The organism is Sorangium sp. So ce693 (assembly GCF_051521375.1).
In the GTDB taxonomy this organism is placed as follows: Bacteria; Myxococcota_A; Polyangia; order Polyangiales; family Polyangiaceae; genus Sorangium; species Sorangium atrum.
The window spans coordinates 11,597,429-11,617,185 of sequence record NZ_CP150347.1 but is presented as its reverse complement, the minus strand read 5'-3'; the positions used below and the strand labels follow the sequence as shown (position 1 = coordinate 11,617,185).

11 protein-coding genes are annotated in these 19,757 nt (G+C 71.7%); 3 read left to right on the top strand and 8 right to left on the bottom strand.

The window, feature by feature from the left end:
- Positions 1–14: 14 nt before the first annotated feature.
- On the bottom strand, positions 15–479 hold the full coding sequence (locus WMF14_RS43360) for a hypothetical protein (protein WP_437796301.1): 465 nt from the start codon (positions 477–479) through the stop codon (positions 15–17).
- 484 nt (positions 480–963) lie between these two features.
- Here WMF14_RS43360 and WMF14_RS43355 point away from each other — a divergent pair, with 484 nt between their 5' ends.
- Positions 964–2,676: a caspase family protein gene (locus WMF14_RS43355; RefSeq protein ID WP_437796300.1), complete on the top strand. Its 1,713-nt coding sequence runs from the start codon at positions 964–966 to the stop codon at positions 2,674–2,676.
- Positions 2,677–2,695: 19 nt separating this feature from the next.
- Here the strand turns inward: WMF14_RS43355 and WMF14_RS43350 are convergent, their stop codons facing one another.
- A complete protein-coding gene (locus tag WMF14_RS43350) occupies positions 2,696–5,242 on the bottom strand; it encodes a bifunctional serine/threonine-protein kinase/formylglycine-generating enzyme family protein (RefSeq protein ID WP_437796299.1) in 2,547 nt (848 codons plus the stop codon).
- 131 nt (positions 5,243–5,373) lie between these two features.
- On the opposite strand from WMF14_RS43350, the gene WMF14_RS43345 reads away from it, so the two are divergent.
- Together WMF14_RS43345 and WMF14_RS43340 are read left to right on the top strand one after the other, a co-directional pair.
- The gene (locus WMF14_RS43345; protein WP_437796298.1) at positions 5,374–6,855 is read left to right on the top strand and encodes a sigma 54-interacting transcriptional regulator; all 1,482 of its coding nucleotides are present in this window, start codon (positions 5,374–5,376) and stop codon (positions 6,853–6,855) included.
- Positions 6,856–7,090: 235 nt separating this feature from the next.
- On the top strand, positions 7,091–7,975 hold the full coding sequence (locus WMF14_RS43340; protein ID WP_437796297.1) for a zinc metalloprotease HtpX: 885 nt from the start codon (positions 7,091–7,093) through the stop codon (positions 7,973–7,975).
- A 42-nt stretch (positions 7,976–8,017) separates the two neighbouring features.
- Here WMF14_RS43340 and WMF14_RS43335 read toward each other — a convergent pair whose 3' ends face one another.
- The 6 genes from WMF14_RS43335 to dapB form a co-directional block, all read right to left on the bottom strand.
- A complete protein-coding gene (locus tag WMF14_RS43335) occupies positions 8,018–8,836 on the bottom strand; it encodes a hypothetical protein (RefSeq protein ID WP_437796296.1) in 819 nt (272 codons plus the stop codon).
- A gap of 1,218 nt (positions 8,837–10,054) precedes the next feature.
- Positions 10,055–13,198 (bottom strand): hypothetical protein, encoded by a 3,144-nt coding sequence (locus WMF14_RS43330; protein ID WP_437796295.1) that lies wholly within the window; start codon positions 13,196–13,198, stop codon positions 10,055–10,057.
- A 253-nt stretch (positions 13,199–13,451) separates the two neighbouring features.
- Entirely contained in the window at positions 13,452–13,883 is a 432-nt protein-coding gene (locus WMF14_RS43325; protein WP_437796294.1) for an ester cyclase, read from the bottom strand.
- 312 nt (positions 13,884–14,195) lie between these two features.
- A complete protein-coding gene (gene glyS / locus WMF14_RS43320; RefSeq protein ID WP_437796293.1) occupies positions 14,196–16,295 on the bottom strand; it encodes a glycine--tRNA ligase subunit beta in 2,100 nt (699 codons plus the stop codon).
- Positions 16,296–16,448: 153 nt separating this feature from the next.
- Complete coding sequence (locus tag WMF14_RS43315) at positions 16,449–18,836, bottom strand: hypothetical protein (protein WP_437796292.1); 2,388 nt, start codon at positions 18,834–18,836, stop codon at positions 16,449–16,451.
- 105 nt (positions 18,837–18,941) lie between these two features.
- Entirely contained in the window at positions 18,942–19,739 is a 798-nt protein-coding gene (gene dapB, locus WMF14_RS43310; protein WP_437804402.1) for a 4-hydroxy-tetrahydrodipicolinate reductase, read from the bottom strand.
- Positions 19,740–19,757 lie beyond the last annotated feature (18 nt).

Genomic DNA, 19,757 nt, shown 5'->3' with positions numbered 1-19,757 from the left:
CCCCGGGCGGAGCGTCAGACGTTGTCCTTGAGGCCGATCGTGATCGAGTCCTGTTTGCCGGGCAAGAAGATCAGATCGACCTTCACCGCCCCGTTCTTGTGGTCACCGCCCTGCTGGAAATGGTCGTGTGGGATCACGATCGTCGTCGTGGACAGCGTGTACCGCGGATCCGGCACGTCGCCTCGCATGACGGTGAAGCTCAGCTCGAAGTACCCCGTGTCGGTGGCGCACAGGTCGCCTCCGGTCGACGTGTTCTTGTCCTCGATGTACCCGCCGTGGCTCTCGCCGTGCGGGAGCCGGACGTTGAAGGCGTCGATGCCCGGCGCGCCGTAGCCGTTGGGGCTCTGCGGGTAGATGCAGTGCTTCCGCACCACCGCCACCTGGATGTCGTAGGGAGAGAAGTTGTTGACCGTCATGTTGGCGCCCTGTCCCATGGTGATCTCCTCGTGGTTGATGATTGAACTGATTTGCCGGCTCACGTTCGTCTCACGTCGATTTGCCGTGAGGGGCGGCGAGTCACGGTGAGTGTCGATTGCGTTGCTCGCCTCGATTGGGTCGACTGCAGCAGCCGTGCCAGCGCCCTCACTGGGGTGGAGCGCTGGTTCTCGGCTGCTCTTCGCGGCCGCCGCGAGCGCCGCTGTCGCGTGCGCCTCGACGATCCCGCCGTGCGCCACAGCCGTCCGCACAGCGTGCGCCACGGCGGCCGCACAGCGTGCGCCACAGCTGTGCGCACGGTCGATCCTCGCGCGCCGGCCCATGAGGTCGGGCGCCCAGAAGAGAACAAGGCGACAGCACGAGGAGCAACGGGCGGCATGGGGATTGCCGTGCGACGGACGATGCACGATGGCGGATGACGATCGCGAAAGCCGGCGCTTCGCTGCACGATGGTCGCGCTGACCCGGGGCGCGGGAGCGCTCCTCGCCCGCGGGCCACGCAACGCATCCAACCCCCATGGAGAACCCCATGATCGAGAACGACACCGCAGTTCACCCCGGCCTTCCGGACGCCGTGAAGCCCGCGCTCGCCGCCGCCAGGGAGGTTGTGTCGAGGCTCCGCGGCGGCGCCCTGCTGGTCGGCGTCGAGGACTACAAGGCGCACGACGCGACGGGCCGCAAGGACCTGCTGGCGGGCCGCAACGACGTGCTCGCCTACTGGAAGGTGTGCCGCCGGCTAGGCTTCACGAACATCCGGGTGCTCACGAGCCCGGTGCTCACGGAGGACGAGCTCGTCCGGGCCGAGCTGGAGCTGGTCCCAGAGCTCTCGCCCGGTGAGACCGAGGATCAGGTCAAAGCCCGTGTCAGGCGGTGGCTGGCGAACGAGGAGGCGACAGCGCGCGCCGAGATCCGGGGCGAAACAGCGGGAGAGGTAGCGGCCGCCGTCGCGCGATGGCTGGCGAGCGTGCGGCAAGAGCCGGACGCGCTCACCGTGGTCCTGCGGGAGGCCACCTCGTCGGAGCTGAAGGAGGGCGCCCGGTGGCTGGCCAGGGGGCTCATGATCCGGTTGAAGCTGTCGTGGGGCGACTTTCAGGTCGACGAGGCGTGGATGACGTTGCCGGGGATCATGACGTATTCCGGGCACGGCGCGCAGGTGGAGGGTGACCTCGCCCTCTGCCCGACCGACACCGGCCCCGGCCTCGAGAGCGCCGTACCTTTCACGGAGCTGCGCGGGATCTTCGAGGAAAACGACGACTCCGCTGTCGGCAAGCGCTCGACCGATAACCTCACCGTGATCCTCGACTGCTGCTTCGCGGCCGCGAGCGACCCGACCGGCAAGGCCGAACGGGCGGCCACCCTCACGCCGGCGGGGTCGGCCTCGCCGAAGGCGCCTCGGGCGAACAAGGAGATCGGGAGCCGGGTGTTCTGCGCGTCGGGCCGCGACGAGCCGTCGTACCAGGCCATGCTGGGCGGGCACTGGCACGGCGCGTTCACGTGGGCGATCACCGTGGCGCTGGAGCAGTGGAAGATCAAAGAAGACGGCCAGTTCAAGCGAAGCACGATGTCGCACACCGAGCTCCTCTTCCGGTCGAGGATGCTGCTCCAGGCGCTGTCGTTCCGGCAGCACCCGATCCTCGTGGACGAGCTGGGGAGCCTGCCGGTGTTTCACCATGGGCCGCCTGACGGCGCAGCGACGAGCGCGCGACCCGACGCGGCGCGGACGGGCGGACAGCTCGACCCTTCGGTCAAGCTCGCCAACAGCTACGTCGAATATGTGATGAAGGACAAGATAACGAAGGCCGTGCTGGCGAAGGTCCTCGTCACGAATACCTCTGTCCAGGACAACTGGACTCCAAACGCCGAGCACTGGAACATCACGGGTGCCAGGTTCGATTCAACGGCGTACACCGGTGGAATCGAGGTGACCAGGACGGAGAAGCTCTGGGCCAATGGGCCTTCCTTCCCGATGACGGCCGTGAGCTTCAAATGCGCCGTGTATATGGAATGGCCGCTGCCGTCTGCTCGAACTGCCGATTATCACGTCTGCTACGACCGAGAGATCTGGGTGTGCGGCTTCAGGATCGATGTGACAAGGCTAAATGGCGCCTGGTCCGGGAGGATCTCGTGGGCCAAGCGGCCGACTCTCACCGACCGTGTGTTCAAGCTGGTCGGTGACACGCGGCTCATGCAATTTCAGAATGAGTCGTTGTCGGTCTGGTCCACGTCTGTATCTGGACCTTGAGGAGCTGCTCTCCGTCTCGTCACGCGCCAGGCGCGCGCCGCACGACCCGCAGCCCCACCACGGGCCGGCGGACATGGGGACGGCCGCCGAAGCGGGCAGCGGCGCGGCTGTACATCATCGTGCTGGCCCACGCGCCGCCCTTGATGACCATGAAATCCGGCTCGTCCGGCGCAGCAGCGTCCGGCCGGAGCCGGTCTCCTTCGACGGCGGGCCCCTCGTGCTTCCAGACGTTGTTGCACCAGTCCCGCGTGTTCCCGGCGAGGCCTCGCACCCCGTACGGGCTCTCGTCGAACGGGTGCCCCTTCACGCCTTCACGCGCCGGTTCTCCCGCGGTCGCGTCGACGACGCACGCGAACGTCGGATCGACGTGATCGCCCCACGGCAAGAAGCGACCATCGACGCCGCGCGCGGCCTTCTCACGCTCGAGCTCGTTGGGCAGCCGCCACGGCAGGCCGGTCCGCTCGCACAGCCAGCGCGCGTAGGCCGCCGACGCATTCCAGTCCACGAGGACCACCGGCCAGTCCAGCCGCCAGGACAACCCCTCGCGATCCGGAGGCAGCCCGAAGAGACCGCGCTCGTCCCGGAGCAATGCCGGCTCATCACCTCCTTCCGCGAGGCCGAGCTGCGCCCTCGGGCAGGCGGCGAGCGCCTCCGCCTCGCGTCCGGTCGCGACCAGGTCGTTCAGAAAGGCGATGTATTCGCCCGTGGTCACCGGGAACCGGCGCATCACGAGCGCGTCGACCCAGATCCGGCGGCGCGGCAAGCTGTCGGGGGTGACCGCATCCCCGCCGATCCAGCACCACCCCGCCGGCACGTACACGTCGTCCGCCCCGAGCTCCCCCTCCCGCGGCATGATGATCGGATACGGCCTCTCCTCCCCCGGAGCCCTGCCGTCCCAGTGCTCGTCCCGCCCGATCAGCACCGGATATCGGACCTCCGCCCGCCCCGCCGCACGGATCCGCAGCAGGTAACTCCCCCGCTTCAACGGCACCTCGAGAAGCGGAGTCGGCCCGAGCACCCCTTCGCGCACCGGCACGAGCCGCCGGTCCTCCAGCACGAACCGCTCGACGATCACCTCCGCGCCCGGCGGATCCGTCACCACCGTCACCGCCCCGTCTCCCCGCAAGAACGCGGCGTTCCGGCCCCGATCGTGGGCGCGCAACATCTCCTCGGCGCGCGCTGCGTCCTCGTCTCGATGCGAGAGCTCCGCCTCGATCAGGCGCGCTCGGTGGTGATCCGCGAGCATCGCGTGTGCCTCGGAGAGGTCGGGATCCTGGCTCAACGCGCCTTGCACGGCCTCCAGCCACCGCGTCTCGAGCAGCGCCGCGGCTCTGCCCGAGCGCCCCGCTTCGTCCTCCAGCTCCCACGCGGGGCGCTTCTTCTCGATGGGATCGAACGGCCTGAGCTCGCTCTGGACCGCCCGCGCCCGCGCCTCCGTCGCCGCTGCCTGCGCGCGCAGCGCCGCGATCTCCGGCTCGAACGCCCGCGCGTGCTCCAGCGCCGCGAGCGCCTGCTCCCGCCGCCGCACGCCGTCCAACCACGCCACGACATCGCGGGCCATCGCCTCCGCGCTCTCGTAGCGTCGCTCGATCTCGGGGCGCATCGCGCGCTCCACGATCGCGGCGAGCTCCGCCGGCACGGCAGGCCCGCCGGCGGCGGCATCGCTCACGGGCACGGGCGGGCCCGCGAGGAGCGCTGCCAGCACCTCCCTGGCGTGGTCGCCCCGATAAGGGGGCCGCCCGGCGAGCAGGCAATAAAGGACAGCGCCGAGCGAATAGACGTCGCTGGCGGGGCCGTGCAATCGAGTGTCCCCGCGGGCCTGCTCCGGCGGCATGTACGCGGGCGTGCCGACGATATCTCCATGACGCGTCAGCCCGGCCGAGCCCGCGTCGTCCGGAGGGCCGCTGATCCCGCCTTCGGCTGCGTCCGCGGCGCCCACCCGCCGCGCCAGGCCCCAGTCCATCACCAGCACCTCGCCGAACTCGCCGGCCATGAGGTTATCCGGCTTGAGGTCGCGGTGCACGACGCCGCGGCTGTGCGCGTAGGCCATCGCCTGAGCGATGCGCGCGAACGCGTCGACAACGCGCCGGAACGTCCAGCCCGAGGGCGCGGCGCGAAAGCCCGCGGGGCTCGCGCTCGCGTGGAGCTCGGTGATGATGTCTTGCAGCGTGCGGCCGCGCACCTCTTTCATCGTGAACCACAGCCGCCCGTCCGGGAGCTCGCCGCGATCGTAGAGAGCGACGATCCCGGGGTGCTGGAGCTGCGCTGTGATCTGCGCCTCGACGAGGAAGCGGCGGCGCAGGTGAGGCTCACCCGCGTGCTCGGCGCGCAAGAGCTTCATCGCGACGACGCGATCCAGCACGGTGTCGCGCGCGCGCCGCACCTCGCCGAACGAGCCGCCCGCGATCGGGCCGAGGTCCTCGTAGCGACCGGGGAGGCCCGCCTGGATCGAGGCCTCCGTCCGCCCGGGCGAGCCGGTCCGGACGACGCCGCTGCCGTCCGCGGCGAGCGTGTCCTCCCGAGGACCGCGCGCGTCCTGGATCGCCTCGTCGTTGCCGGCCTTCATGAGCGGTCCCTGCGGCCCCGGGAGCCTAGCAGCTGCGCCCGACGCCGGACATACGGGCGAGTTCAGGGGGATGTACTTTCCCTCCCGTCGCGTTACCTTGGCGGGCGGACCGGCGCACGGAGCCACGTTGCATGGCCGCTTCAGCCTCCACCCTCGACCTCGGCAGCTCGCAGACGGTCGCGCCCGAGCGATCCCAGGGTGAAACAACAGCGCTGATGATCGCCTGGGCCGCCTCCGAGCCGCACCGGATAGGCGAGCTGGCGTTCTTCGAGGCTGAAGGCGGAGCGCAGATCCTCGGCCGCGGCGGGCCTCGGGACGGCTCCGGAGTCGAACGAACGGTCTTTTATCGCCAGCGGCCCGGCTGCGTCGAGCGCACTGCCGATCTCGCCGGCCCCGGCCTGTCGAGGGAGCAGCTCCGCGTTCGCCCGGAGGGGAGCCGGCTGCGGATCGAGCGCATCGGAAGATGCGCGATGGAGGTCCGCGGCGAACGCGTGGATCGGTGTGTCCTGGAGCCCGGCGACACGCTGCTGCTCAAGGGCCAGCTCCTGCTCTTTTGCACGCGCCGCCCCCGGAAGCTCGCCCCGCTCACCAGCGCGAAGCTCGCCGATGCGCCCGTGTTCGGCGCGCCGGACGGCCACGGGATCGTGGGCGAGTGCCCCGCTGTCTGGCACCTTCGCGATCGCATCGCGTGGATGGCGACGGCCGACGAGCACACGCTGCTGCTCGGCGGGAGCGGCTCGGGCAAGGAGCTCGCCGCGCGCGCGGTGCACGCGCTGTCGGCCAGGGCGAGGGGGCCTTTCATCGCCCGCAACGCGGCGACGATCCCGGCGAGCCTCATCGACGCGGAGCTCTTCGGGAACGTGAAGGGGTACCCGAACCCCGGGATGCCGGAGCGGCCCGGCCTCATCGGCGCGGCGAACGGAGGCACGCTGTTCCTAGACGAGATAGGCGAGCTCCCCGAGGGCCTTCAGGCGAACCTGCTCCGCGTCCTCGACGAGGGCGGCGAATATCACTGTCTCGGCGCGGCGGTCGCGAAGCGCTCCCACTTCCGCCTGATCGGCGCGACCAACCGCGACCCGGCGGCGTTGAAGCACGACGTCGGCGCCCGCCTCGTGCTGCGCCTCGAGGTCCCAGGGCTCGACGAGCGGCGCGACGATATCCCCTTCCTGGCGCGGCACCTGCTCCGCCGCGCGGCCGCGAAGAGCCCCGACGCGGTACGGCGCTTCCTGGCGGCGAGGAGCGACGGGGATCCGGAGCCCGCGGTCGGCGCGACCCTGATCGATCACCTGATGCGGCGCCGGTACACGACGAACCTCCGGGAGCTCGATGCCCTCCTGTGGCGCGCGATGTCGACGAGCCAGGGCAGCGAGATCGAGTGGTCGGAGAGCTCACCTTCCGTCGCTGCCCCCCCGCCGGCGGCGATCGAGGCGTCGGAATCGCCGGCAGGCGCGTCGGAGCCGCCCCCCGAGATCCCGGATCCGTCCGCCGATCGTGTGCGGGCGAGCCTGGAGGAGCATGGGGGGAACATCACGCGCGCCGCGCAGGCGCTCGGGCTGTCGAGCCGCTACGTGCTCTATCGCCTGATGCGAAAATACGGACTCAGCGCGGAATAAGCAGCGATCTGGCGAGCTGAGGCGCGCCCCGAGAGCATCCGCCGGCAGGGGCGAAATGGGTCGCTGGGGCGAAATGGGGCGGGCCAGCCGGGGCCGCGAATCCACACGAGGGAATCCAGCGGACGCGCCGCCTGCTGATCAGAGGGCGCACGGTATTGCAATGCGACGCGCGCGACACATCGATCTCCAGGGAGCGGCTTTTGCAGCGCTCCGCTTCGAGGAGGATACGAAGTTCATGAAGAACCAGATCAAGACGATCCTGTTGCTCGGCGTCATGTCGGCAATCCTGGTGTCGATCGGCGGGGCGCTGGGGCCCGGGTACCTCGTCTTGTTCGGCGTGCTCGCGCTCGCGATGAACCTGGGTGCGTATTTCATGTCCGACCGCATCGTGCTCGCGGTGCACCGGGCCGCCGAGGTCTCGCCCTTGGAGGCCCCGGGGCTGCACCGGATGGTGGAGGAGCTCTCGAGCCGGGCGGAGATCCCGAAGCCCCGCGTCTATGTCATCCCGGACGCGCAGCCGAACGCCTTCGCCACGGGGCGCAACCCGGAGCACGGCGTCGTGGCGGTGACCGAGGGCATCATGCAGCTCCTGAGCGAGCGTGAGCTGCGCGGCGTGCTGGCGCACGAGATCGCGCACATCAAGAACCGCGACATCCTGGTGTCGACGATCGCGGCGGCGTTCGCCTCGGGCATCACGTGGGTGGCCCATGCCGTGAGCTTCGCCGGGATATTCGGCGGATCGTCGGACGACGAGGACGGCGCGAGCCCGCTCGGCGGGCTGGCCCTCGCGATCGTGGCGCCGATCGCGGCGACCCTCGTGCAGCTCGGCATCTCGCGGTCACGCGAGTACATGGCGGACGAGCTCGGCGCGAAGCTGTCCGGCGACCCGGAGGCGCTCGCCAGCGCGCTGTCCAAGCTGGAGCACGGCGTGGCGCTCGTGCCCCCCGAGGCGGCGCGCCCAGCGACGGCCAGCCTCTTCATCGTCAACCCGCTCGCCGGGGCTGGCTCGGTGCTGAAGTGGTTCTCGACGCACCCGACGACCGAGGAGCGCGTGAGCCGGCTGCTCTCGATGGCGTCGAGCGGCCGGGCGGCGCGGGGCTTTTCGAGCGCGATGGCCTGACGGCGGGCGCCGCCCTCGTGGCGCCCATGCGCGGCAGCGCGACTACCTGATCGCTGCGATGCAGGTGTACGTCACGCCATCATCGGATGTGTCGCAGTAAGAGCCGGTCTGGCAACAGTCGTTCACCGGATCGCAGAGTTCATCAACGTCGAGGATCTTCGAGCATACGGGCTCCGTCGGGCTTCCCCCCGCGCCCCCTGCATCCGCGCCGCCTGTGCCGCCGCTCCCGCCCGCGCCGCCGCTGTCCTCGTTGATGTCGAGGGTCCAGTAGGCGCGGTGGTTGTTCTCGTCGAGACCCTGGAACGGCACGCGGAACGCCGGGTAGCTCGGGTCCTGGCCCGCAGCAGCCTTCTGGACGTCGATGGCGGCCACCCAGATCTGCTGGGTCCCCTCGGGGCGCACGACGCCGTACTCCCGCTTCGTGTTGAACGCGATCCAGTTGAGATCGCCTGGCGGCGCCCAGGTAGGCTGGCTGTTCTGATACTGCCCGTCGGTCCTCTGGTTCGATGTGACGCGGTTCGCGTTGAGGAGCTCCACCGGCTGGCCGCCGCTCGCGCTGAGGACCATGAGCTGGGCCGTGTCGTCGCCGTGGCCGCCCTTCCCCCGCGAGAACGCGATCCATGCCGCGTCCGGAGAGAAGCTCGGGAAGAGGTCGCTCTTCTTGGCGGGCGGCGCGAGCAGGACCGATGCTTGCCCCCAGACGCCGTTGCTGTACGGAATACGCGCGAGCGATGAGCCGCCGGGAGCATCGCCGTCGCCCGTGGCGAAGACGACCTCGTCGGGGGCTTGCCCACGATGTAGTCCTCCGGAGTCTGGCGAGAGATCTTCCCCCGCCGCACTCCGGCAGAGGTCGTCGACCAATAGAAGATCGCGCCTTTCACGTCCTGCCTGGAGAAGCCTATCTCGATGGTGGCCGAGCGGCGCACGGTGGCTGGCGTCGTCGAGGTATCGAGCGCGTCGACCGTCCAGGTCGCGGTCCCGCCGGCATTGGAGCCAGCGATGTAGTTCCATGTCGTCTCGTCCACCTCCCAGCACCCGGCGGCGGGGTTGGCCTTCTCGCAGAGGCCGTGCGCGCCGTCCGTGAAGATGGTGACCGTGGAGCTCGCGCCCGTGAATACGAGCCGGAACTCCGTGAACCCCTGGCTCCGCCACTGGAACAGCGTGCGGTAGACGTTCCGCGGAAAGCGCGTTTGATCGCTCGGGTAAACGATGCTTGGCGCAGGAGCGCCCGTGACCGGGGTCCCCGCCCAGGCGCCTTGATCGCTCGGCGTGCCGAGGACCGTGCTCAGGTGGAGCACGACGGTCGTCTCTCCCGTCACGCATCCATCGCTCGCAGTGACTCGCACCGTGCCGCCCGCTGAGGCGAAAGGCTCCAGAACACCGCCCGCGATCGTCCCCGGAGGCGTGTCGTCGCCGCGCGTCGCTGACCAGAGGAGCGCCCCCGGCTCGAGCGCCCTCGTGGTGCCGTCGGAGAGCGCCCCGGTGGCCGTGAACGTGATCGGTGCAGCGGAGTGGCCATCGATCTCCACCGTGGAGTCGTCAGGCGACAGAGCGATGGACTGCAGCCCTGGGACGCACGTTACGTGTCCGCCACCTGCGCTGCCTGTGCTACCTGCGCCACCTCCGCCATCTGCACCGCCTGTGCTGCCTGGAACGACACCTGTGCTGCCCGTGGGCATCCCCTCCGCCTCGGTGTCGCTCCCGCACGAGCAGCCCCCTATACAGAACGTGAGCAAGACCGGAAACAGCGAGAACCGCATCGGCGCCCTCCCACGGGGATCAGCGAGACCCCCATTCCGACAGGCTACATCGGGCATTGCACGCGAGTAAAGCGAGTGCCGAGCGTCAACTCACTGGCTGTGAATCGCATTACTGGTTTGCTCGTTAGCCCGTATTCGCCAATCACCGAGCCGTCCGCGCTGGCCATCACCACCACTCGCTGTGGGTGGCTCGGCGCTGAAGTGGTTCTCCACGCACCGTCATGCTTGCTGCCCGTGACGGAGGAGATTGGATGCGATTCCCCCTCCTGGAAGAGCGACGCTAGCTCGACCGCTCACCCACGCATCGAGGGGACCACCTTCACTCGCCAGACTGCGGGTCTTCGTCGTCGCTATCGCCGTCCTCATCGTCGCTGTCGCCGTCCTCGTCGTCCTCGTCCTGCTCGGGGGGCTTCGGCGCGAGCGCCACGCGCGGGTAGCGCTCGCCAGAGGTGTCACGGCGCCCGGCCTCCCAGGCGTCCTCGAGGTTGACGAGCTCATACCAGCCAAGGCGATTCACGGCCTCGAAGAAGAACTTGCCGTCAGCGCTCGGCTCGAAGCTGAGGGGCTCCGGCTCGAGCTCGGCGAGCGTACGGATGCCGTCGTCGTAGACGCCCCAGACCCGGATGGGCTTGCCTTCGGAGACCTCCAGCACGGCCACACGGCCGCCCGCGGCGCTCTCCACGACGCGTAGATCCAGGTCGCCGCGCGCCTCCAGCCTGGACGCGCCGCCGCTGACCGAGAAGATCCAGGTCTCCGACGAGGTGCCCACGATCACCCGCCCGGAGGCGAGCGCCTCGAGCGTGTAGACCTCGTCCTCGCTGTCCTCCTTGCTGAAGTCGTGCACGAGGACCGGCTTTCCGTGCGGGAGGTCGACCCACCAGAGCTTGGCGTCGCCGTCGGTCGCCACGAGCGCGGCGCTCCGATCCGCGTTCACAAGGCCCGTCGACGAGGGGGAGCTCGCCTTCACCGCGGTCTCGATGAGCTCCCCGTCCTTCAGCACGGCGAAGACGAAGGAGCGCCGGGCTTCCTTCTTCCACCCGATGTACACGTCGGCGGGGCGGTAGCGCTCGATCTCCCGCGCGCCCGCTCCGAAACGCGCGCGCACGTCCTTCGGGATGTCCTCCTCGTCCTCCGGCAGCGGGCGCTGCTTGCCCAGGTAACGCAGGCCGACGCGGCCCGGGGCGGGCTCGATGGCGTACTCCTCGGGCGGCCTCTTCGGGCCCGACTCGGGCGCCTCGTCGTCGTCATCGTCCTCCTCGGACGACGTGTACACGGCGACCTCGGGGAACGCGTCGGGGTTCGTGGCGTGCCGCTCGATCAGCGTGTCGAGGCCGAGCAGCTCGTAGGTGTCGCCGATGTGATCCATGAAGGCCCGGCCCTCGGCGATCCGGACCTCACCCACGGAGGCCTTCACGCGGCCCACGCGGCGCAGCTTGCTCCCGTCGAAGCCGACGATGGTCAGCCCGTCCTCCGAGTCCTCGCCCTCGTAGCTCTTGACGAGGAGCAGCCGGCCGCCGAGGGCGGGGGTCAGGCCGTAACCGCCCACGCCCCAGCGCTGCTCGAGGACGGCGCCCTCTCCCTCGCGGCGGTAGACGTCGAGCGACTCGCCCGTGGAGAGGAGGATGCGGTCCTCCGGGCCGTAGGCGATGTCGGAGATCGACGCCTCGTGCTCGAAGAGGCGGCGCAGCTTGCCGTCCGCGAAGGAGAGCTCGGCGACGAGCTTGTAGTCGAACCCGTACAGCACGGCGCCGCCGTCCTCCCGCGCCGCGATGTAACCATGGGGGCTGGGCAGCGCCTCGCCCTCGGCGCGCTTCAGCTCACCGCCCTCGATCCAGGCGGCCGTCACCGGCTTGCGCCGGAGCTTCGCGATGCCGTAAACGCGGCCGCCGGGCGCGACCGAGACACAGGAGGTCGACCCGAACAGCTCGCGCTGCGCGCGCTCGATCTCGGGCTCCGGGGGCACCTCGCGCGACTTCCGCTGCTCCACGCGGAGCGCGCCCTCCAGCACCTCTGGCCGGGCGCCCTCTTCCTCGTCGCCCTCGCCGGACGAGCTCTCGCCCTCGTCGTCGCCCTCGCCGGACGCGCTCTCGTCTTCGTCCTCGTTGCCGGGTTCGTGCTTCTTCAGCTCGGGGAAGGACTCCGGCTGCGCGGCGAAGCGCGCGGCGAGCTCCTCCAGGCCGAGCAGCACGTAGCCGTCGTCGCCGTCGATCACGACGACGCGGGCGCCGTCGATCACGATCTCGCCGACCGCGATGCGCACGCGCGCCAGCCGGCGCACCGTGGAGCCATCGTAGCCGAGGATGGTGACGCCGTCCGCGCTCTCGTCCTCGTCGTCGAAGCATTTCAAGAGGAGCAGGCGTCCACCGAAGACCGAGCGCATCCCGTAGCTGTCGAGGTCCCAGCGCCCCTCGAGCGCGACGCCCGAGCCCTCCCGGCGGTAGACCTCGATCGTGTCGCTCGCGACCAGCACCCGGTCGTCCGGGCCGTAGGCGACGTCGGAGAAGGGCTCGCCGTGCTCCAGGAGGCGCCGCACGGAGCCCGCCGCAAATACGACCTCCCATACGGCCTCCGAGTCCTCCCCGATCAGCGCCGCGCCGCCGTCGTCGCGCGCGGCGAGGGATATGCCGTGCGTGGTGGTGAGCGGATCGCCCTGAGCGGTGCGGAGCTCGCCGTTCTCGATCCACGCGGCGACGGGCGGCTTTCGCTTCGGCTTGGAGACACCGAAGACGAGGCCGTTCGCGGCGATCAGCCACTCGCTGCTCTGCCCGAAGAGCTTCAGTTGCTCGTCGGAGGGCTCGGGCGCCGTGTAGCTAGGCACGCGCTCCAGCCGGAGCCCGCCGGAGATGACCCTGGGCTTGTCGTCGTCGTCGTCGCTGGTCTCCGCCTCGTCCGCCTCGTCCGTGTCGTGGTCGTCGCCCGCCGCGCGCTCCGACGAGCGCCCCTCCTCGGGGGCCGCGGCGCGCGCCGCCTCGCGCGCGGCTTCGACCTCCGGATCCACCGCGCACGCGGCCTCGAAGCGCTGGCTTCCGCCGAAGCGGGGCAGCTCTACGGGCCACCTCGGGCCCGCCGGGGGCTCGGGTCGTTGCTCGGCGGACCAGGCGTCCCAGTCGCTGTCGGCCTCGATCGCCTCGGCCAGGGAGGCCACCTCGATCGGGTGCGCGCCGTGCACCGCGGTGAGGGCCTGCTGGACCGCGCGCGCCATGTCGGCGATGCAGGCCTTGCTCCACCCGGCCGGCCGCACCCGCACGAGCGCCCAGCGATCGGCCCACTGGAAGGGCTCGCAGTGCTCCACCGCGCGCGCGTCGAGCGCCCGCTCCCACGCCTCGCCGGCGGCGCGCCGCGCGGTCGCGTCCGGGGGCGCCACGAAGCAGAGCTCATAGGAGAACAGGTCCCCTTCGAGATCGAACCAGTCGCTCGGCGCTGCCCCGAAGAACGCGAACGGATAGGGCTGAGATCCCGGCATGGGGGCGAACGGTACAGCAGCTTCTGGCGAGCGTGCAGGTCCAGACGCCCGACGGCCCGGCGAGGCGCCGGAGGCGCTGCGCATCGTCCCCGGTGGGCTTATCGGCCCCGCGAAGCGAAGTGCATGGACGTGGTTTCACGACTCTTTGAGAGTCGCCGTTTCGTGATCCATCGAGGTGGCCCGGATGGAATCCTCTTCAACTCGATAGCAGCGCTGACGAGGCGAAGATGGACGCGAGGCGCGCCCAGCCTGCTCACGTCGAAGCCTTGGGTACCCCTGGCTCGAACCGCGCGCCGAGCTGCAAGAGCCGGCCGAGATCGTCGGCGTTACGCCATGTCTCGACGATCTTGCCATCGACGATGTGGTGAATGAACATCGCGGTGAACGTCTGTTGCCGTCCGTGGCTCGGGATGCCGAGGAAGCTCGCTTGTGCGCACGTGTTCTTCGCGCGCACGACCACCTTGTCCCCTTCGGCGATGACGTCCTCGATCGACCATGTTTGCTCGACCGCGCCGAATGTCCCGAAGAGCGTGCGGATCCCTTCCGGCCCTTCGGGGAGCGCGGGCGGCCCGCCGTGCATCCTCCACGACGGAGAGATCATCTCGCAGAGCTCCTCGATCTTGTGTTCGCTCACGAGATCGAGAAACCGTCGCGCGATCGCTTTGTTCGCCTCGATTGAAGACATCGCTGCTCACCCTCCTCTTGTCATGCTGAGAGCGCATCGCCGCTCGGCTGAGCTGAGATCGGCTCCCGACGCCTGGTCGCCTGGTCGATTGCGCCGCCGGGGGTTGTCGCGGGCGGCGTGGCGCCTGGTGCCGTGCTGGTGCAGGTGCGGTGCCAGGCGCCGCAGCCGGGCGCTCCAGCCGACGAGCTGGCCGCTCCACGTGGCGTCGCGCTCGACGCGCCCCGATCGAGCCACCGTCGATGAGGGCGCCAGCCACCAGCAGACTGAGGGGCGGCGCCTCCATGGCGAGGCCGAGGCGCCGCTCCCGCCCCGCTACGACGCCGCGCGCGGCGCCTCGCCGAGGAGCTCCAGCCTGGCCAGGCTCCCGCAGGTCTCCGACAGGGCGCGCATCAGCCGCAGCCGGTTGTCCCGCACGGCCGCGTCGTCGGTCATCACGAACACGCCGATGAAGTACTGGTGCAAGAGGGGCGCGAAATCCGCCACCGCCCTGAACGCGGCGTCGTACGAGCCGCTCCGGACGTCCGACGCGATCTGCTCGCGCAGCTTGAGGTACCCCGCGAAGAGCGCCGTCTCGCTCGGGTGCACGTCCTGTCCGAACGGCGCCACCGGCTCGCCGGCAGGCGCCTTGTCGGCGATGTTCGTGGCCCGCTTGAAGACCTCGCCCACCCGCGCGCGCACCTCCGGGCTCAGCGCGTCGATCGCGCGCACGCGGGCCCTGAGATCGAGCGGGCGATCCGCGGCGACGCGCAGGCACGCGAGGACCGCGTCCTGCGGGAGCCGGTCGGAGAGCAGGCCCCGCAGCCGCTCGGAGAAGAACTCGCCGAGGCGGGTCGCGAGCTCCTCGCGCGAGACGTTGAGCTCCACCCCGGCGTAGCCGTCGTAGGCGGCGCCGAACGCGGCGCCGAGGCGCAGATCGAGATCGCGATCCAGGAGCGTGCGCAGCACGCCGAGGCACGCGCGGCGCAGCCCGTACGGGTCGGCGGTGCTCGTGGGGACGAGCCCGATCGCGAAGCAGCCGACCAGGGTGTCGAGCCGATCGGCGATCGCGACCAGCGCGCCGGCGTGCGTCGGCGCCGTCGCGTCCGCGGCGCCCTTGGGCAGGTAGTGATCGCGGACGACGTCGGCCACCTCCGGGCTGACCCCCTGGGCGAGCGCGTACGCCCGCCCCATCTCGCCCTGGAGCTCGGGGAACTCGCCCACCATCAGCGCGACGAGATCGCACTTCGCGAGGTGCGCCCCGGAGGCCGCCGCCACCAGCGTCTGCTCGGGCAGCATCAGGAGCAGGCCGAGCTCGCGGGCGAGCCGCTCGACGCGCTCGGCCTTCGCCAGCACGCTGCCGAGCCGCTTCTGGAACACGATCCCGCCGAGCTTCTCGCGGCGGTTCGCGAGCGGGATCTTGACGTCCTCCCGGTAGAAGAACTGCGCGTCCGACAGGCGCGAGCGCATCGTGTTGTCGTTGCCGCGCTTGATCTTCTCGGGCGCCTCCGCGGTGTTCACGACCGCCAGGTACCTCGGGAGCAGCGCCCCCGTCCTGGCGTCGCGGACGCCGAAGTAGCGCTGGTGGCCGCGCGCGACCTCGAGGATCACCCGCTCCGGCAGCTCGAGGAACCGCTCCTCGAAGCTGCCGACGATGACGTGCGGCTCCTCCACGAGGGAGAGGTTCTCGCCGATCAGGAAGTCGTCCTCGATCAGCGCCCCGCCCGCGTCCCGCGCCGCGGCGAGCAGGCGCTCGCGCATGAGCTTCGCGCGCGCCTCGGGGTCGACGAGCACGTGCGCCGCGCGCATCGCCTCCACGTAGTCCTTCGCGGCGCCGATCGCGATCTCGCCCGGCGCGAGGAAGCGGTGGCCGCGGCTCGTGCGCCCGCTGCGGATGCCGGCGATCTCGACGGGGATGACCTCGCCGCCGGAGAGCGCGACCAGCCACTGGATGGGGCGGCCGAACGCGAAATCTCCCTGCCCCCAGCGCATCGACTTGCGGAAGGGGATGGCCGCGACGAGCGACGTCAGGACGTCGGGGAGGAGCTCGGCCGCGGGCTTGCCGGCCTCGCGGCGGGTCCCCGCGAGGTACTCGCCCTTCGGCCCCTCGACGCGGCGCAGCTCCGCGACGGTACAGCCGAGCTTCTGCGCGAACGCCTCGGCCGCCTTCGTGGGCGCGCCGTCCTTGAAGGCCGCCTTGACCGGCGGGCCGGTGACCTCCTCCTCGAGGTCCGGCTGGCGCGCCGCGACCCCGGAGACGAGCAGCGCGAGCCGACGCGGGGTGCCGAGCGCGCGCACGGCGCCGTGGCGGAGCCTGAGCTCCGCGAGGCGCTTCGTTGCGAGATCCGGGAGCGCGCGGAGCGCGGCCTCGACAAACGACGAGGGGAGCTCCTCGACGCCGATTTCGAGCAGGAGATCGCTCGCTTCGTTGGACATGGGACCGCGGACGCTACCCCAGAACCGCTCGTTCGGCGAGGTGGTCGCGCGATCGAGCCGCGCTGTTCAGCCGGCCGCGCCGTCCGCCACGTCACGCCGTGGCGCGGCGCGCACCACCGGCGTGCGCCACGGGCGACGTGACGTTCGCGCGGCTCAGCGCGCCTGTGCCGCGCTCCGGAGCGCGCGCGAGAGCACCTTCTTGAAGGCGCTCGCCTCGCCTCCGTTCGGCTTGTCCTTGCGCCCGTAACGGGTCGCCGCGCCGACCCGGGCGACGCACTGGGCTGCGCGCATGTACCGCCGGGCCGCCTTCGCGACCGTCCGATCGCCCGGAGCAGACGCCGACGCGACGGCCGCGCCGAGCTCGTTCAGCGCCTCGTCGAGCGGGGCGCAGCCCTCGGGCGTGGGGGGCAGCTCGAGGGGGGGCGGGGCGTGGCAGCAGCGGGCGCGCAGGGTGGCCAGGGTCGCCATGTCGTGCCAGCCGAGAACGGCCCATTCCTTCGTGGCGTCCGAGACGCCCTTGGGCCCAGCTGCCTGGGCGAGGTGGCTCTTGAGCGCCGCGACGCCCTTCATCGGGTCGATCTCGGCGCACACGGACAACAGCTGGCCCGCGGTGGCGGCGTCGACGCTCTTGCCGGGAAAGAAGGGCATCGCGCACGCGGCGAAGTCCGCCGTGGCCGCAGGATCCGGCGCTGTGCTCGCGGTGCCTGCGTCCGCTGGCGCCGCCGTACCTGCTTCTTCTGCGCCCGCGTCACCGGGCGCCGGGGCGCTCGGCTCTGCGGGGGCGGCGCATGCGGCGGGCGCAGCCTCCGAGCCGGACGGCGGCGCCGGGAGGGACGGCGGCGCGGCGTCGCGGTGGCGAAGCCAGAACCAGGCTGTCCCCGCGGCGCCCGCGATGGCCACGACCCCCAGGGCCAGCGTCACCCACCGGCGCGCCCCGGACGGCGTCTCGCGGCTCGCCCCGGGCGCCGACGCCGGCGCGCGAAGCGGCGGCGTCGCTCCGCGCGGCGGCGCGCCGAGCCCGGACGCGCCGCCGCGCGCGGCGACGCCGCCGGGCGCCATCGGGAAGGGGTGCGACGGCTCATGCGTGTCGTCTTCGCCGAGCCAGAGCAGATCGACGGCCGGGACGTGGGGCGTCGGTGCGCCGAGCTCGGGCGCGCCGACGCGCGTTGCGGCGCCGCCGGGCGCCATCGGGAAGGGATGCGACGGCTCGTGCCTGTCGTCTTCGCCGAGCCAGGGGAGATCGTCGATCGTTCGCGGGCTCGCCGGGGCATCCGCGTCGAAGAGGGGCACCGCGGTGGGCGAGAAGGGCGGTTGCGCAGTCACAGCGGGGGCGACGGGCGGTTGCGCCGTCACAGCGGGGGCGACGGGCGGTTGCGCCGTCACAGCGGGCGCAAAGGGCAGCTGCGCCGTCACAGCGGGGGCGACGGGCGGTTGCGCCGTCACAGCGGGCGCAAAGGGCAGCTGCGCCGTCGCCCCGGGCGCAAAGGGCAGCTGCGCCGTCCCTGTGGGGGCGACGGGCGGTTGCGCCGTCGCCGCAGGCACGACAGGCGGCTGCACCTGCGCGGTCGGGGCAGCCACTGCGCCCGCACGCGCGCCGTCCTCCGTCCTTGCGCCGGCGAGCCGCGGCGATGCGGCAGGCAGCGCGGTCTGCGCCTTCGAGGGACGGTCTGGCGCTTCCGGAGGCGGGGTGGTGGGCGCGCCGGTCGACGACCGGAGGCCCAGGCTCGCGAGCCCGTGGAGGGGCAACGGCGTCCGGCGGGCCGAGGCGCTCGCGATGGGCGGCGGCTGCGAGCTCGAGTGGCCATGCGGCGGCGCGCTCTTGCGGGGCGGCTGCGAGCCTGTGCCCTCGCGCGGCGGCGCGCTCTTGCGGGGCGGCTGCGAGCCTGTGCCCTCGCGCGGCGGCGCGCTCTTGCGGGGCGGCTGCGAGCTCGACGTCCCCCGCACCCCGCTGCTCGACGGGCGCGGCGCTGGAATGGTCCTCGCCGGCGCCGCGAGCGCGTGCTCATCGAGCGGCGGCAGCTCCTCCAGGCCGTCGTCCGGCCGCGCCGCCTCCAGCGCGCGACGGAGCGCCGCGACCTCGGTGATCCGCTGCTCAGCGCCGCGCGCGAGCGCCTGGTCCAGCACGCGCCACAGCGCGTCGCCCGCAGCGCCTGGCGGCGTGATCCGCGGCGCGGCGCCGGCGCCTTGCTTGCGGCGGAGCTCCTGGTCGCTCTCGGCAGGGAACGGGAGCGCTCCCGAGAGCGCCGTGTACAGGGTGACCGCGAGCGCCCACGTGTCGTCCCGGCGCGACGGCCCCTCGCCCGCGGCCCGCTCCGGCGAGCGATAACCCACGAAGGCGGGCGTGGCGAGCGGGTCCGAGAGCCACCCCGTCGACGTGCACGGCTCGCCCTCCATGACCACGCACGCGGCCGACAGGCGGCCGTGCACCGTCCCGCGCGCGTGCAGGCTCTCGACGCGCTTCGCCAGGCGGACGACCCAGCCGACCGCGTCCCTGTCCGGCAGCGGACCGGCGCGTGCGATCCTCGCAGCGAGCGTCTCCATACGAGCGCCGCAGCGTAGTGCGGCGAACCGCCGCTGACCACATTGTGGCTCTCCCGCGGCGCGCCGGATCGCGGATCGCCCGCGTCCGGCCCTGGAGCGCCGCCGTCAGCCGCCGATCACGTCGGCCATCGTGTATCGGCCGGGCGGCTTCCCGTGCAGGTGCCACGCCGCGCGCAGCGCCCCGCGCGCGAAGAGATCACGGCTGGTCGCGCGGTGCGTGAGCTCGATGCGCTCGCCGGGGCCGAGCAGGTGGACCGTGTGGTCGCCGATGACGTCGCCGCCGCGTACGGCGAAGATCCCGAGCTCGTTCGCCTTTCGCGGGCCGACGTTGCCCTCGCGGCCGTGCACGTCGGCGAGCGTCGCGGTCGGCTCGCGGGCCGCGCGCACGGCGTCGGCGAGCCGCACGGCCGTGCCGCTCGGCGCGTCCACCTTGGCGCGGTGGTGCACCTCCACGATCTCGACGTCGTAGCCGGGCCCGAGCCGCCGCGCCGCGCTCGCCGCGATCTCCGCGAGCACGTGGATGCCGATGCTCGTGTTCGGCGACCAGAGGACCGGGACGTGCTGCGCCGTCTCGTCGAGCAGCCGCTCGCACGTGCCGTCGAGGCGCGTCGTGCCGCTGACCACGGCGACCTTGGCCCGCATCGCGAGGTGCAGGAGACGGGGGAGCGCCTCGGGCCGCGAGAAGTCGATGACCACGTCCGCGCCGAGCAGCCCGGCGCTGGTGTCGTCGCTCATCGCGACGCCGATGTTGCCTGTCCCCGCGAGCTCGCCGACGTCACGGCCGATGCGGGAGGAGCCGCGCGACACGATCGCGCCCACGACCTGGGCTCGCTCGTTCGCCGCGAGCCGGACGATGGCTTGCCCCATCTTGCCGCTCGCGCCGTGGATCGCGACCTTCAGCAGCCGGGCGTCGTCTCCCTG

What these genes read in the sequence shown, in the direction of transcription:
- WMF14_RS43355 (WP_437796300.1), top strand. Translation starts at nt 964, where the DNA reads ATGATCGAGAACGACACCGCAGTTCACCCCGGCCTTCCGGACGCCGTG.
- WMF14_RS43350 (WP_437796299.1), bottom strand. Translation starts at nt 5,242, where the DNA reads ATGAAGGCCGGCAACGACGAGGCGATCCAGGACGCGCGCGGTCCTCGG.
- WMF14_RS43345 (WP_437796298.1), top strand. Translation starts at nt 5,374, where the DNA reads ATGGCCGCTTCAGCCTCCACCCTCGACCTCGGCAGCTCGCAGACGGTC.
- WMF14_RS43340 (WP_437796297.1), top strand. Translation starts at nt 7,091, where the DNA reads ATGAAGAACCAGATCAAGACGATCCTGTTGCTCGGCGTCATGTCGGCA.
- WMF14_RS43330 (WP_437796295.1), bottom strand. Translation starts at nt 13,198, where the DNA reads ATGCCGGGATCTCAGCCCTATCCGTTCGCGTTCTTCGGGGCAGCGCCG.
- WMF14_RS43325 (WP_437796294.1), bottom strand. Translation starts at nt 13,883, where the DNA reads ATGTCTTCAATCGAGGCGAACAAAGCGATCGCGCGACGGTTTCTCGAT.
- glyS (WP_437796293.1), bottom strand. Translation starts at nt 16,295, where the DNA reads ATGTCCAACGAAGCGAGCGATCTCCTGCTCGAAATCGGCGTCGAGGAG.
- WMF14_RS43315 (WP_437796292.1), bottom strand. Translation starts at nt 18,836, where the DNA reads ATGGAGACGCTCGCTGCGAGGATCGCACGCGCCGGTCCGCTGCCGGAC.